The 13,471-nt window shown below is 65.4% G+C and carries 14 protein-coding genes and 1 tRNA gene; 3 read left to right on the forward strand and 12 right to left on the reverse strand.

Translation table 11 applies throughout. The features are described 5' to 3' along the window. Positions 1–107 precede the first annotated feature (107 nt). A complete protein-coding gene (locus VF34_RS05835) occupies positions 108–542 on the forward strand; it encodes a MarR family winged helix-turn-helix transcriptional regulator (RefSeq protein WP_032367083.1) in 435 nt (144 codons plus the stop codon). A gap of 5 nt (positions 543–547) precedes the next feature. On the opposite strand, the gene VF34_RS25200 is transcribed toward VF34_RS05835, so the two are convergent. The 5 genes from VF34_RS25200 to VF34_RS05860 all read right to left on the reverse strand — a co-directional run bounded on the left by VF34_RS25200 (position 548) and on the right by VF34_RS05860 (position 4,034). Continuing rightward, a complete protein-coding gene (locus VF34_RS25200) occupies positions 548–709 on the reverse strand; it encodes a hypothetical protein (RefSeq protein WP_167328661.1) in 162 nt (53 codons plus the stop codon). Between the two features lie 173 nt (positions 710–882). Continuing rightward, positions 883–1,539 (reverse strand): TIGR04282 family arsenosugar biosynthesis glycosyltransferase, encoded by a 657-nt coding sequence (locus VF34_RS05845; RefSeq protein ID WP_032390240.1) that lies wholly within the window; start codon positions 1,537–1,539, stop codon positions 883–885. After that, positions 1,536–2,189: a glycosyltransferase family 2 protein gene (locus tag VF34_RS05850; RefSeq protein WP_082079155.1), complete on the reverse strand. Its 654-nt coding sequence runs from the start codon at positions 2,187–2,189 to the stop codon at positions 1,536–1,538. The genes VF34_RS05845 and VF34_RS05850 overlap by 4 nt, the downstream gene beginning before the upstream one ends. Next, positions 2,182–3,240 (reverse strand): NAD-dependent epimerase/dehydratase family protein, encoded by a 1,059-nt coding sequence (locus VF34_RS05855; RefSeq protein ID WP_045841051.1) that lies wholly within the window; start codon positions 3,238–3,240, stop codon positions 2,182–2,184. The genes VF34_RS05850 and VF34_RS05855 overlap by 8 nt, the downstream gene beginning before the upstream one ends. After that, positions 3,237–4,034, reverse strand: a complete 798-nt coding sequence (locus tag VF34_RS05860; protein ID WP_045841052.1) for an S-methyl-5'-thioadenosine phosphorylase — start codon at positions 4,032–4,034, stop codon at positions 3,237–3,239. Before VF34_RS05860 ends, VF34_RS05855 begins: the two co-directional genes overlap by 4 nt. A 112-nt stretch (positions 4,035–4,146) precedes the next feature. Here VF34_RS05860 and VF34_RS05865 point away from each other — a divergent pair, with 112 nt between their 5' ends. After that, complete coding sequence (locus VF34_RS05865; protein ID WP_205914178.1) at positions 4,147–5,430, forward strand: hypothetical protein; 1,284 nt, start codon at positions 4,147–4,149, stop codon at positions 5,428–5,430. Here VF34_RS05865 and VF34_RS05870 read toward each other — a convergent pair. From VF34_RS05870 to VF34_RS05890, 5 genes are all read right to left on the reverse strand, one after another. Next, positions 5,417–6,082 (reverse strand): methyltransferase domain-containing protein, encoded by a 666-nt coding sequence (locus VF34_RS05870; RefSeq protein WP_032367078.1) that lies wholly within the window; start codon positions 6,080–6,082, stop codon positions 5,417–5,419. The two genes, VF34_RS05865 and VF34_RS05870, sit on opposite strands and share 14 nt — an antisense overlap. Next, the gene (locus tag VF34_RS05875) at positions 6,079–6,549 is read right to left on the reverse strand and encodes a hypothetical protein (RefSeq protein ID WP_032383142.1); all 471 of its coding nucleotides are present in this window, start codon (positions 6,547–6,549) and stop codon (positions 6,079–6,081) included. Before VF34_RS05875 ends, VF34_RS05870 begins: the two co-directional genes overlap by 4 nt. Positions 6,550–6,651: 102 nt before the next feature. Beyond that, a complete protein-coding gene (locus VF34_RS05880) occupies positions 6,652–7,341 on the reverse strand; it encodes a hypothetical protein (RefSeq protein ID WP_027495404.1) in 690 nt (229 codons plus the stop codon). Positions 7,342–7,495: 154 nt separating this feature from the next. Beyond that, positions 7,496–9,082: a GMC family oxidoreductase gene (locus VF34_RS05885; RefSeq protein WP_045841053.1), complete on the reverse strand. Its 1,587-nt coding sequence runs from the start codon at positions 9,080–9,082 to the stop codon at positions 7,496–7,498. Positions 9,083–9,124: 42 nt separating this feature from the next. Continuing rightward, positions 9,125–10,813, reverse strand: coding sequence for an aldehyde dehydrogenase family protein (locus VF34_RS05890; RefSeq protein ID WP_231578202.1), 1,689 nt, complete (start codon positions 10,811–10,813; stop codon positions 9,125–9,127). Between the two features lie 224 nt (positions 10,814–11,037). On the opposite strand from VF34_RS05890, the gene VF34_RS05895 reads away from it, so the two are divergent. Further along, positions 11,038–12,225 carry a PucR family transcriptional regulator gene (locus tag VF34_RS05895; protein WP_032374827.1) on the forward strand — a complete coding sequence of 396 codons (1,188 nt, stop codon included), beginning with the start codon at positions 11,038–11,040 and terminating at the stop codon, positions 12,223–12,225. 4 nt (positions 12,226–12,229) lie between these two features. On the opposite strand, the gene VF34_RS05900 is transcribed toward VF34_RS05895, so the two are convergent. Together VF34_RS05900 and VF34_RS05905 are read right to left on the reverse strand one after the other, a co-directional pair. Then, the gene (locus tag VF34_RS05900; RefSeq protein ID WP_027495408.1) at positions 12,230–13,204 is read right to left on the reverse strand and encodes an esterase/lipase family protein; all 975 of its coding nucleotides are present in this window, start codon (positions 13,202–13,204) and stop codon (positions 12,230–12,232) included. A 188-nt stretch (positions 13,205–13,392) separates the two neighbouring features. After that, positions 13,393–13,466: transfer RNA gene (locus tag VF34_RS05905), tRNA-Gly, on the reverse strand. Between the last annotated feature and the right edge of the window lie 5 nt (positions 13,467–13,471).

Genomic DNA, 13,471 nt, shown 5'->3' on the forward strand with positions numbered 1-13,471 from the left:
ATAACACCTCGGAACCATAGCAGCGGTTTGTTATAGGTGGGGTAAATCGACTCGAGCCCGGTTTCGCGAATCGGGCGAATGCACCTCCGTGTCGTAATCTGGACACCGTGAGTGATCTACCCGATTCCCAACTGGCGCGGGATCTGTCCGTCAGTGCGATGCGGCTGAATCGGAGACTGCGTCTGCGGCATTCGAGCGACCGGTTGCCGGTGGCTCAGTTGTCGATTCTGACGACGTTGCTTCGTGAGGGCCCGATGACGACCGGTGAACTGGCTTCTCGGGAGCGAATCAAGCCGCCGTCGGTGTCGCGGTCGTCGCATCAGTTGGTCGAGGCCGGCCTGATTGTCCGTGAGCCGCACCCGACCGACGGCAGGCAGGTGGTGCTGCAGTTGACCGAGGCGGGCGTTGCGACTGCTCGCGACGAAGTGGCGTCTCGCGAAATCGCTCTCGCCGAACAGTTGGACGAGTTGTCGGCTCGGCAGCGGGAAACGTTGGCCGCAGCGTCGGCAATCCTGATCGAATTGGTCGATCGAGTCGACTGAGACCGTCAGTTCTCGTGTTGAACTTCGCGATCGAGACCGTCGATATTCCACTCGATGGTGGATCCGAGTTCCTCGGAATCTCCTCGGTGCGCGACGCGGCCGAGGACGGTGGCGACTATTGCAGCGCACACCATCCAGACGACTACGCCTATCAGCAACCCGGTCATGGACACTTTGTAGCACTGATGTCTGAGAAATCGCCGTGAAACGGTGGTTATGAAGTGTTGCTGTTCGATATACATCGCGTGCGGTCCGGCAAATGCGACAAAGTGAAGCTTCTTGTTCCCCAACAGATGTAGAGACCCGATGGATTGTTTCGTGTCCTTCTCGAAAACAAAAATCAATGAGTTTTGCGTAATTGTTCGACGACTCGGCGAAAGCGACTGTTCGGTGTGCACATATTCGACACCACATCGAGATCGGACTCGAAATCCACATCTCGCAATTGCGACACCATGGTGACCTCGGCTCCCGCAGCGGTCAGTGCCACCCGAGTGTCGTCGCCCGTCGACGGTGCCGACATCGGTACGTCCAGCAATGCCCGGGCCTGAGCAGGATTCCGTAGACCCAGGATCCACCAACCGCCGTCCTCGGCGGCACCGAGTAGATCGGTGTCGGCCAGCAGCGCGGCTGCGTCGCTGAGCAGTCGCCCGGTGACCTGCGGGGTGTCCATTCCGATCTGAAGTACCGCACCCGCGGGTGCGGCGTCGGCGTGCGCATTCGCCAGCCGTTCGCCCAGTCCGTCGCCGCGCTGCGGGATCACGGTGAACGACGCGAGGGCTCGGGTGAGTTCCTCGGCGCGGGCCGCGTCGTGAAGATGGCCGGTGAGGGCCACGACGCGGTGGTCGACGTCCGCTGCCGCGACGGCGTCGAGGGTGTCCAGCAGTGCGGCGGCTGCCACCTCGGCGGCGGCCGCGTCGCCGATCGTGGCGGCGAGACGCGTCTTGGCAAGTCCTGGAACGGGCGCTTTGGCCACGACGAGGGCGGTGACGGTCACGAGAGCACCTTCCAGAAGTCGCGCACGGCCACGATGGTGCCGCGGACCGAGCCGGAGACCTTGGACGTGCCTGCGGTTCGTGGTCGGTAGTCCACGTCGTGTTCGACGACGGTCCAGCCGGCCTCGGCCGCGAGCACGAGTAGCTGCAGCGGGTAGCCGGAGCGTCGGTCGGTGACATCGAGGTCGAGTAGTGCTTGTCGGCGGACCGCTCGGATGGCACCGAGGTCGTGTACGGGCAACTTGTACTTGGTCCGAAGCCGAAGAGACAGAACGGCATTGCCTATTTTTGCGTGCAGCGGGGAGCTTCCCTTGGCGGGCCGGCGACGGCCGACGGCCAGGTCTGCGCTGTGCAGTGCAGCCACCAGGGTGGGTAGGTCGCGCGGGTCCATCGAGCCGTCTCCGTCGAGCACGCAGACGATATCGGTGTCGGCGGCGAGGACGCCCGCGTGCACGGCAGCTCCGTATCCGGGCACGGTTTCCGCTATCACTGCAGCGCCGTGGGCGGCTGCTACCGCGGCGGTGGCGTCGGTCGAATTGTTGTCCACGACGATCGTTCGATATCCCGGCGGGATCGAATCCAGCACGGCCGGAAGCGATTCGGCTTCGTTCATGCAGGGAATGACGACGGTGACAGATCCGGGCTCAGACACGGGGTGGGCCCGTTCCCTCGGCGTCGCGCAACGGTGCGTCGGCGAACGCGGTGAGACCGTCCTGCGGCAGGATCTGCGCGCGAAATCCCAGAACCTCTTCTGCCCGCTGTGGACTGGCGACGATGTGCCGTACGTCCCCGGCTCGGTACTGGCCGGTGACCTCGGGGGCTGGCCCACCCCTCGCGTCGGCGAGAACGGACGCCACCTCCCCGATGGTGATCGGATGACCCGAGCACACGTTGAGCGCGGTGAAGCCGTCCAGCTCGGCGGAGATGGACGCGATGTTCGCTGCTGCCACGTCGTGCACGTGGACGAAATCGCGGGCCTGCTTGCCGTCCTCGTAGACCGTGGGCGGCTTCCCGAGTTCGAGCGAGGACCGGAACATTGCCGCCACACCGGAATACGGGGTGTTGCGCGGCATGTGCGGGCCGTACACGTTGTGGTAGCGCAGCGCGACGACGGAACCACCGGTCGACAGTGCCCACGCGGAGGCGTAGTTCTCCTGCGCCAGTTTGCTCGCTGCGTAGGTGCTGCGCGGTTGCAGCGGTGAATCCTCCTCGACCAGTAGCCAATCGAGTGGCTCGCCGGACGCAGGGTCTCGGTTGTCGAACAGCCCGGCGTCCAGATCGGCTCGGGTACGCGGTCGCGGCACGACGGTCTCGCCGGAGGAATTGAGGTAGCGCCCTTCGCCGTAGACCACCATCGACGATGCCAGTACCAGGCGGGAACACCCTGCCTCGTACATCGCCGCGAGCAGGACTGCAGTTCCGAAGTCGTTGTGACTGGCGTATGCCGGTGCGTCCGCGGCGTCGACGCCTGCGCCGACGACAGCAGCCTGATGGCACACGACATCCACACCGCGTAGCGCTTCGACGAGTGAATCCTTGTCTCGCACATCCAGATCGGTGATGCCCTCGGCTGTCGCGCCGGGTCCATGGGCGGAACCCAGCATGGCGTCGACGGCGACCATCTCGAGATCGGTGTCGCGCGCTGCGTCGAGGATGTGGCCCCCGATGAATCCGGCTGCGCCGGTGAGCAGTACGCGAGTCATGGCAGCTCGACCGGCAGTGTGACTCCGGCGTGCACCCGGCAGTGGGGGCACTCGCCCGTCGGTGCGTCGCGCACCGCGGATCGGACGAGCGCCTTGAGCGGTTCGATGTTCTTCTGGAATTCGGCGAACACGTCCACTGCTTTGACTCCCTGACCGGATTCGATTCCGGCGTCGAGGTCGGTCACCAACGCTATCGGCGCGTAACAGAGTTCGAGCTCGCGGGCCAGGACGGCTTCGGGGTGACCGGTCATGTTCACCAGTGTCCAACCTTGGCGCGCGAACCATTGGCTTTCGGCGCGAGTGGAGAACCGGGGGCCTTCGACGACCACCATGACACCGCCGTCGACCGCGGACCCCTGGACGGCCGCGCTGCGCAGCTCCCCGCAGTAGGGATCGGCGAATTCGACGTGGATGCCGCCGTTGTCGAAGTAGGTCTGGGTGCGGCCGGACGTCCGATCGACGAGTTGATCCGGAATCACGACGGTTCCCGGACCGTATTCGACCACCAACGATCCCACGGCACACGGGGCGAACACGCGACTGACACCGAGCATGCGCAGCGCCCACATGTTGGCCCGATACGGCAGGGTGTGCGGCGAGTATTCGTGAGCGCGGCCGTGTCGAGGTAGAAACGCAACTCGTCGTCCTTCCACCTCGCCGACGGTGATCGGTGCGCTCGGTGATCCGTAGGGCGTGTCCAGCTCGATCTCTTCGGCGTCGTCGGCGAAGAACGAGTAGAAGCCACTGCCGCCGATCACCGCGATCTCGGCCTGTAACCCCGCTTGCGTGTTCATCTACCCATCCTCCATCACCGTCGGTCGATATGCTGGTCCGAAACCGTGTTCGTCTTCAAGTCCGCAGGGAGAAAACACTATCCGTTACTGGAGAGAAGCCGTCGCCGGTGCGCTGGCCGTCGTGCTCGTTGCCGTCGCGTTCGTCGTTCCGTATCTGGGCAACGAGATCGTCACCCCGATCATCAACAGAACACCGCAGCAGGTGCGCGATTTCGCCGACGCCGCACCGCTGTTCGGTTTTCGTGAGGTTCATGTCGGATGGGGAACGCCGTTCGCCGTCCTCATCGCGGTGGCGACCGTGCTGTGGGGACCGACCGTGGCTCGACGCCTGTCCTGGACGCGGCTGTTGTTCGTCGTCTGGGGTGCGTCGGCGGCGTGGACGATGGCGCTGGCGATGGTCGACGGTTGGAAGCGTGGGTTCGTCGACCGGTTGGCGTCGACGGACGAGTACCTGCACGAGGTGCCCGGCATCACCGATATCCCCGCGACACTGCGCGGATTCTCCGAGCGCATTCTGGATTACCAGGCGGATTCGTGGACCACTCACGTCTCGGGCCATCCGCCCGGTGCGCTGCTGACGTTCGTCTGGCTCGACCGTCTCGGTTTGAGCGGCGGGGCCTGGGCGGCAACGCTGTGCGTGTTGGTGGGAACCAGTGCCGCAGTTGCTGTGGTTCTCACGCTGGGTGTTCTGGGCGACGAGGACATGGCCAGGCGCGCAGCACCGTTCGTGGCGATCGCACCGGCAGCGATCTGGATCGCCGTCTCCGCCGACGCGTTCTATGCCGGGGTCGCGGCGTGGGGTATCGCGCTGCTGGCGGTCTCGACGAAGCGCTGGCTGTGGCCCGCATCCATCGGTGCGGGAGTGCTTCTCGGGTTCGGAATCTATTTGAACTACGGCCTGGTGTTGATGGGTCTGCCGGCGGTCGCGGTGCTGATAGCGGGCCGAAAGGTTCTGCCGTTCCTCGGCGCGGTGATCGGAGCCTTGCTCGTTGCGGGGATCTTCACGGCGTACGGATTCTGGTGGTACGACGGGTACGAGCTGGTGCAGGAGCGGTACTACCAGGGCATCGCCAAGGATCGTCCGTTCGAGTACTGGGGCTGGGCGAACTTCGCTGCACTGTTCTGCGCGCTCGGCGTCGCTGTGCCGGCGGCCTTCCCACGCATCGCCGCGCGGGTGCAGCCGATCAACCTGTTGGTGCTCGGCGGCCTCGCGGCGGTGGTAATGGCCGATCTGAGTCAGCTGAGTAAAGCGGAGACGGAGCGAATCTGGCTGCCGTTCGCGATGTGGATGTTGATCGCCCCGGCGGTGCTGCCGCGTCGAACACATCGATTCTGGTTGGCGCTGCAGGTGATCGGGGCCTTGGCCGTCAATCATCTGCTGTTCACGAATTGGTGAGCGGAGCCGGAGTCATCTGCGCGAACCAGCGGCCGTCGATCGGAGCCACGTCCACCATCTGCAAGCCGGCGGCGCGGGCGAGGTCGGCGGTGGCATCGGCGCTGACACTCGACCAGGCGAACCAATCGCCGACCATGGTGTCGGTTTCCCAGCGGACGGTGCGGTGCCGAATCCCGGAGTCACTCGGTTCGTCCACCTCGGCGATGATGGCTCCGTGTGGTGCCAGCAGATCGGCGGCTCGGCGTAGCAGGCGCACCGGATCCCCGCCGATGCCGATGTTGCCGTCGGCGAGCAGCACACACGACCACGTGCCGGTGCCGGGCAGAGGCTCGAAGAGGTCACGGAGAACGGCGTTTCCGCCGCGGCCGATGGTCAGGTCGACGGCAGCCTTCGACGTGTCGACGCCGAGCGCCGAGAGTCCTCGTCGGGCAAGAGCTTCGGTCAGCCGGCCGGGTCCGCATCCGAGATCGATGGTGGACCCGGTACATCGGCTGATCATGGCGTGGTCGGCTCGGCGATCCTCTTCCGAGGATGCGCTTCCGCCCATCCAGCGGGCCGTGGGCAGACGTTCTCTCGAGCCGTCGGAATCGCCGATCCAGCAAGGCAATCCAGCGGCGGCGCGGTGGAAAAGGGTGTCTGCGGTGACGCTCATGTTCGGCTCCGTACCACGGTGAGGCGAATGAAGTAGACGACGGCGCTGGCGGCGAACAACACCGTTGTCAGAACCAGCCATCGTTCCAAGAAGGGGTCTTGGGTCAAACCTGTTGCCGCACGATAGGTTTCCGCGCCCTGGGACAGTATTCCGGGGAAGAACATCAAGAACGTCAGCGCTGTGCCGAGAGCCGGGACGCGAATGTAGTTGACGGGCGAGACGGTCAGCTGCAGTCGTCCGAGCCCGGTGAGAAGGCGATCGGCCGCCGAGTACAGCGGGAACAGGACCGCGTCGTGCAGCAGTACCGATCCGAAGAACCAGACGGCGATGGAATGCCACCAGATGTCGCTGTTCCACAACGTTTTCGGCCCGGCGATGTGGACGACGTAGCCGACCAGCGCGAAAGAGAGCAGCAGGCCGACGGCATGCAGAGGGTGGCCACCGTAGATCCGTCGGAAGGCTCTCATTCCCGGTCCCCTGTCGCGTTTTACGAAACGTCTGTGAAAGCACCAGAGCGCGAGCAGCACCGACGTCGTCGGTGACTGCCCGCGCACGGGTTCAGGAGCTGATTATGCGGCGGTCTTGACCGTGATGGTCGCAACGCCGACGAGCAGTCCCGGGGTGACAGCGTCGGTCTTGAACGTGTCGTTGAGCAGTCCGGCTGCGGTCTCCGAGATCTTCACCTGCGTGCCCTGCAGGATGGCGGTGTTCTCGGGGCCGGTTGCCAACGGCTGCAGGGTGCGGCCGTCGAGGTCGAACAGCACGGCGTCGGCAGCAGCCTCTTCGCCGTTGACCGTGACGTCACCGGTGAGCAGCGACGTGCCCGGATCGATGTCGAAGTTGGTCAGCTCAACCACGGTCTCGCCTGCGGTCAGCGACAATCCGCTGCCGTCGTGGTTGATCTCGCCCTGCACGTAGGGGTCGACCGTGCCGGGCTCCCAGTACTTCACGTCGCCACCGGTGATCGGGAAGCGAATGGAACCGTCTGCGAGAGTTGCGGTTCCGACTACGCCCGGCGTGAGGCCGAGGGTGGTCAGTGCGCCCAGGAAGCCGGGGTCGAGGGCAACTGCGGTGTCGACGCCGTTGCTGAGGTCGTCGACCTCGGCTGCGGGCTCGGGGGTGCTCTCCATTGCCTCGGTGGCAGAGGACGTGGCCGATTCGACGGTGCTGGATGCGTCGTCGCTGGAGCACGCGGCGAGCGGAACGATGGTGAGTGCACCGATTGCGGTGGCGGCCAAAGCTTTACGAACAGTGAACATGTCGGTCAACCTTCCGTGCTCGTCTCTCGAGCGTTGTGGGTTATTCGGCGCTGCTTGCCGATCGGATGGGTCTTCATCGCGATGCCTGCATTGAAGCGTGCCGACCTGTTACCCCACCGCGCGAACGGTCAAACCAGACATGTTCACGTTCGGCTCAGCCCAGGATCAGATCCGCGGCTCGTTCGCCGATGATCACCGACGGTGCATGGGTGTGGCCGCGGATGATGCTGGGCATGATCGATGCGTCGGCGACCCGGAGTCGGTCGACGCCCCGAACCCGCAGCGCGGCGTCGACGACGCTGCCGGCATCGTTGCCCATCCGCGCGGTGCCCACCGGGTGGTACAGAGTGTGCGCGTTCTGCTCCAGGGCCTCGGTGAGCAGATCCGCCGGGGAGATGTTCGACGCCACCCTGGGGCGTACGACGTCCCCGAGCTGGCCCTTCAGGGACGGGGTCTCCGACAGCGCGACGCATACGCGCAGTCCCTCGATCATGGCCTTGCGGTCCATTCCGTCGTGGTCGCTGAGGTAACGCGGCTCGACGATGGGCTTGGCCAGGGGGTCGGCGGACCGGAGCGTGATCTCGCCTCGGCTCTTGGGTTGCAGCAGGACTGTGCCGATGACCGCGGCGTGTGCGTCGGCGGCGATCAGGCCTTCGTCGAAGAACGGGGCCGGTCCGAAGATGAGTTCGAGGTCCGGCAGCGGCAGATCTTCGCGACTCCGGATGAAGCCGTATGCCTCCGCGACGTTGGAGGTGAGCATGCCGCGTCGGCGCGCGAGATAGTTGATGAGTTCGGGAATCTTCTCGGCATGGAAGAGGGAGTCCTTCTCGGTCTTCCATCCGATGAGGGCGGCCAGGTGGTCGAGGAGGTTCTGCCCGACGTCCGGCGAGTGGTGCCGGACGGTGATGCCGTGGGCTGCGAGCTGCTCCTTGTCTCCGATGCCGGAGAGCATCAGCAGCTGCGGTGTGTTGATGGCTCCGCCGGACAGAACGACTTCCTTGTGTGCGCGCACCGTATGGGTGACGCCGTCGGAGGTGTATTCGACGCCGACGGCGGCGCTGCCCTCGAAGAGAACCCGGGTGGCCTGTGCCTCGGTGAGGACGGTGAGGTTGGTGCGCTTCTTCGCCGGGCGAAGGTAGGCGTCGGCGGTGCTCCAGCGGGCGCCGCGTTTCTGGTTGACCATGGTGCGGCTGAAGCCCGTGGGTTCGGGCAGGTTGGGGGTTTCCACCGAGTAGCCGGCTTCCTCGACGGCGGAGAGGAAGGACGAGGTGAGCGGGCGTGAGCTGCGCTGGTGGGACACGATCAGCGGCCCGCCGGTTCCGGCGTCCAGTTCTGTTGTGCCCTCGATGTTCTCGATCTTGCGGAAGTATCCGACGAGGTTGCGGAACGACCACGAGTCGTCGGAGTTGGCCGCCCACTCGTCGTAGTCGGCGGCGAATCCGCGTACCCACATCATGGCGTTCATCGACGAGGAGCCGCCGAGCATCTTGCCGCGCGGCCAGTAGATGCTGCGGTCGCGTAGCCCCGGCTGCGGTTCGGTGAGGTAGTCCCAATCGACCTCGGTACGAAAGAGTTTGGAGAACGCGGCGGGGATGTGGGCGAACTTGTTCTTGTCTTCCGGGCCTGCCTCGAGCAGGATCACGCTGTTGCGGGGATCGGCGCTGAGCCGGTTGGCCACCACTGCGCCGGCCGAGCCCGCGCCCACGACGATGTAGTCGGCGGTTGTGTTCTGTGTGCTCATGATTGTCCTTCGGGTTCGTCGGCAGCTGTCGTTGGACGCTGCTCAGCCGCGCAGGGCGGAGGCGAATATTGCCGGAAGTTTGGTCCAGGACGGTGCTCCGGCGAACGCGGTGAGCAGTTTCCCGGTCGATGCTGCGGTTTTGTTGGAGACGAACCACGGCGGCTTGGGGGAGATGGACATCTCTCCGCTGATCAGCGACCTCGACAGTGGGCGGAAGGGTCCGCGCACCACGGTCCGTTCGGCACCGTCGATCAGTAATGCGTTGTGCACGATGCCGATTCCACTCTGCACATCGTCGACGGTGTGGCCGGGGAACGCGCCCCAGGTGGCCGATGCGGTGAGGAATCCGAGGGCGGTCCAGGCATTGACGGCAATGGTGCCGTACCGCAGGTCTGCAAGCATGGAGTCGAACTTCTCACCGAGTTCCTTGATGGTGCTCGGCGTGCCGATGATGTTGATGCCGAGGGTGCCGGTGAACTCCTCGTTGGCCGTCTGGACGGCCTTGGCGGCGAATGCTGCTCCGGTGTAGGGCAACTCGATGACGCCCATCACGGGTGCGAAGTACTCGGTCTGCAGGAGCGGTGCGTACTCGCCGGGATCGAGGTCGGTGATGAGCACGCGGCCACCGCCGTCGCCGAGCCGTTCGGCCGACGGGTACGTGGCGGTGGCGTCGGACACGCGTCTGTCGCTGCCCGGGTAGTACGGGGCGCGGGCCGGTGCCCGGTCGAGTGCGGCGCGCAGGGCTGCGATGAACTCGTCGCGCTGCTTCCATTCCGAGGACAGCACGACGACCTGCGAAGCGACACAGTTGTATCCGCTGTTGTGCAGTCGCTGGGTGGCTACGTGTTCGGCTTGGAACTCGATGTCCGCGCGGCTCCACTCGCCCGGCAACACGATGGTGGGCGAGACGCCACCGAGTTCACTGGAGATCTCCTTGGTCAGGATCGGCCGGTTCGCCGCCTTACGGGCGGCACCGTCGGGTCCCGGGCCGAAGACGATGGCGTCGTGGGTGATTGCGCTGCCCGTCATGTGGACGTGGTCGACGCGATCGTGGTTGACCAGGTAGGTGCCGACGTCGGCTCCACCGGTGAGCAGACGCAGTGCGCCGATGTCCACCAGTGGGGCGAGGATCTTCTCGAAGACCGGCAGCAGTGGGTCCATGATGGGGTTGAGCTTGAGCGCGACGACGCGGTTGAAGGCGATCAGTTCGTACAGGGCGTCGAGCGGGGCGATCGAGGTGATGTTGCCCGCGCCCAGGACGACGCCGACGCCCGCGGTGCGCGTCGGGTCGAGTTGGGCGAGGCCTGCGGTGCGCTGTGCCGTGGCACGGTCGATTCCCGGCCGGAGCCACACCTCGGCACTGAACCCGTTGAGTAGTAGTTTCTCGAAGTTGTTGAGCGGCAACACCGATACGGTCGTTCGTCCGCCCGGAGCTGTTCCGAACTTCGCCCCGGCCAGCGGGCTGCTGCCTGCCTCGAGCGCGGAGAGGGTGTGCGCGAGTGTGCCGAGACCGCCGAGAAGCGAGTACGGGCCGGAGAGCCATTCCTCACCGAGCAGGTTGGACGAGGGGTCGAGGCCCTTGACCGACGCCGCGGCGGTCACCCATTCCTGCGCGTGCGTCGTGGTGAGGGCGTGCATGCGCTCGAGCAGTGCCCGGCGGTCGGCCAGGCCGAGCCTGCCCCAGGTCTGCTCGCCTGCGTCGAGGTCGGCAAGAGCGGTATCGACCGCCAGTGAGGCGTCCGGTCCGTTCGTCGGTACAGGCTGCAGATGCGGGGTGACTTCGCTGGTCAACTTTTCGTCTCCACTCGTCGTTCGGATACACGGCTTCGAGTGTGATTCTGGTCGCATTCGGGGCGGCAGGCTATGGGCCGCCGCTGTCAATCGAGCGCAGCGGATTGTGCCGTCGCACAGTTTGGGTGTGGTGTGGCTTACATCGGCCGGGCTATGGTTCAGTCATGACCACCACCGAGTCCGTTCTGCATCCGTCACCGACCGAGCTGGCGGCGGCGATGCTCGACGACGTCGACGAGCTGGCGAGCGAACTGGTCCGGCGCATCCTGGGAGCCGAGCACGCGTATCTGGAGGCGACGCTGCTCACCGCGGATCAACTCCACGAAGCATCTCGCAGCAATCTGGCCTCGATGTTGGGCAAGCTGTCCGGGCGCGCGCCGGTTCGGCTCGAGTCGGCGCAGCAGGCGGGCAGGCTCAAGGCCGAGCAAGGTGTACCGCTGGCGGCATTGCTGCACGCGTTCCGGCTCGGTGGTCGGCTGGTCTGGGACGAGTTGATGGTGCGTTCGCACGGCCGGGCCAGCCACGCGCTGCTGGACATGGCGGCGCAGGTGTGGGCATTGGTCGACGTGTATTCCGACGAGGCGGCCGAGGCGTATCGAGAGAGCGCCGATATGCGAGCCCGCGAGAGCGCCGAAGCCCGCGGCCGGCTGATTCGGGTGCTGTTCGCCGATCACGCCGCGAATCCGGCCGCGGCGGCGGATGCCCTGCGTGCGTTCCGAATTCCGGATCGCGGCTTTTTTGCGGTGGTATCCCAGGAACCCTCGTCGACGGGACTCGGTATCGAAGGCGTCGTCGCTCGGTTGCGGGCCGCGGGAACCGAGTCGGTGTGGGATGCCGAGGTGGACGGCAGCATCGGATTGTTCTGTGCCGCTCGGGAATCCGACATCGATACGGCACTGGCCACTTTCGGAGAACTGTGCCCGGGGCGGATCGGTGTCAGTTCGGTGTTCCGGTCGCCGTCGGGAATCGGTGACGCCGTGGGGCAGGCCCGTCTGGCCCGGTCGTGCAGCTTTCCCGATTCTGTGCCGTCGACGCCGGTGCGCTACGACTCGGTCCCGGTGCCGTTACTGCTCGCGCGCGACCCGAAATCCGGCCGTATCGCGGCTCGTCAGATCCTCGGCGATCTGTTGGCGTTGCCCCGCGCCGAGCGGACGAGTCTGCTCGCCACTCTCGATGCGTGGTTCTCGTGCGGTGGCTCCACCAAGGACGCCGCGGAACAGCTGCACTACCACCGCAATACGGTGTTGTACCGATTGCGACGTATCGCCGAACTCACCGGTCGCGACTTCCGTGATCCCGTGCAGGCCGCCGAACTCTATGTCGGGCTTCGAGCCCATCAGCTACTGACCTGACGGGTCAGTGGCTGGCCAGCACGACGTCGAGGATTCCCGTTCCCAGCGGTACCGGAACGCAGGACGGCTGACGCGCATTCGCGGGGTCGAGTGCGTTGAGCGCCAGACGCAGCGCAGTCGGGTCGTAGGTGAAGGTGAAGTGGGCGACCTCGGTGTCGGGGCACACGTCCTGGATCACGATGTTGTGCGCTCCCGGATCTCGCAGCAGCGCATTGGTATATGGCTGAATGACCTCGTCTACCTTGGTGGCGATCGAGGTGTAGTCGACGCCGGGGACGGTGTCGCCGCCGGCGTTGAGGTTTTCGAGAAAGTCCGATCCGGCCATCAACTGGGCGAGGCCAGGGCCGAATTCGTCGGCTACCAGACCGGTCGCGCCGGGCACGGCTTGTACGACGGGGGCGACTCCGTACATGGTGCCGCCGTAGGTCGGTGACGCGATTCCCACCCATCGGTCGACGACATCGGCCCCGCCGAGCCGGTTGACGAAGTATCGGGCGACGGCAGCACCCTGCGAGTAGCCCACCACGTCCACCGCCGCGGCGCCGGTCGCGTCGAGGATGGTCGCCGTCATCGATTTCAGTTGTGCTGCACTGTCTTCGATGACGCCGTAGCCGTTGGACTTACCGTCCGGTGAAGTGCCGTAATTGATCGCGAAGACACAGAAGCCTGCGGCGCGCAGGATGGGTGAGAAGCCGGCCCAATCGGAGTAGGCGGTGGCGTCGGTGCCGTGGACGAGAACGACAGGATTGGGGTGCTCGGCAGAGGGCACGCAGCTCATGTCGTTGGCCCCGGGCGGGGCGGCGTCGCGGTTGGTCGACGCGTACCGAATGGCATCGGCGTGGTCGGGTTGCGGCGGTGCAGCGGCGATGGGCATGAGTGGGCCGGCATGTGCGAGTGGTGCCGCTTGGGTCGACAAGGCCGACAGTGCAGCGGTGAGTGCGACGACGAGAAGAATCAGACTTCGGCGTGGTCCGCGCATGATCACACGGTATTCCTGCAGTTGTGAAATGTCCCTACGAATTCGGACATGAACGCATAAAAGTCACAACAATAGTTCTGTAGCGATTTTTGTGTCGCATGCCGATTGCCGACCGAGCTACCGGTGACGGCGAGGGTGCAGACGCAGGGATCGATCGAAAGACGGGTTTACCGCCGACAAGGGGAACGTGGAGCCGGTGACGGGAATCGAACCCGCCTCTCAACCTTGGGAAGGTCGCGTTCTACCAATGAACTACACCGGCGTGTG

The organism is Rhodococcus sp. PML026 (assembly GCF_000963615.1).
Taxonomy (GTDB): domain Bacteria; phylum Actinomycetota; class Actinomycetes; order Mycobacteriales; family Mycobacteriaceae; genus Rhodococcoides; species Rhodococcoides fascians.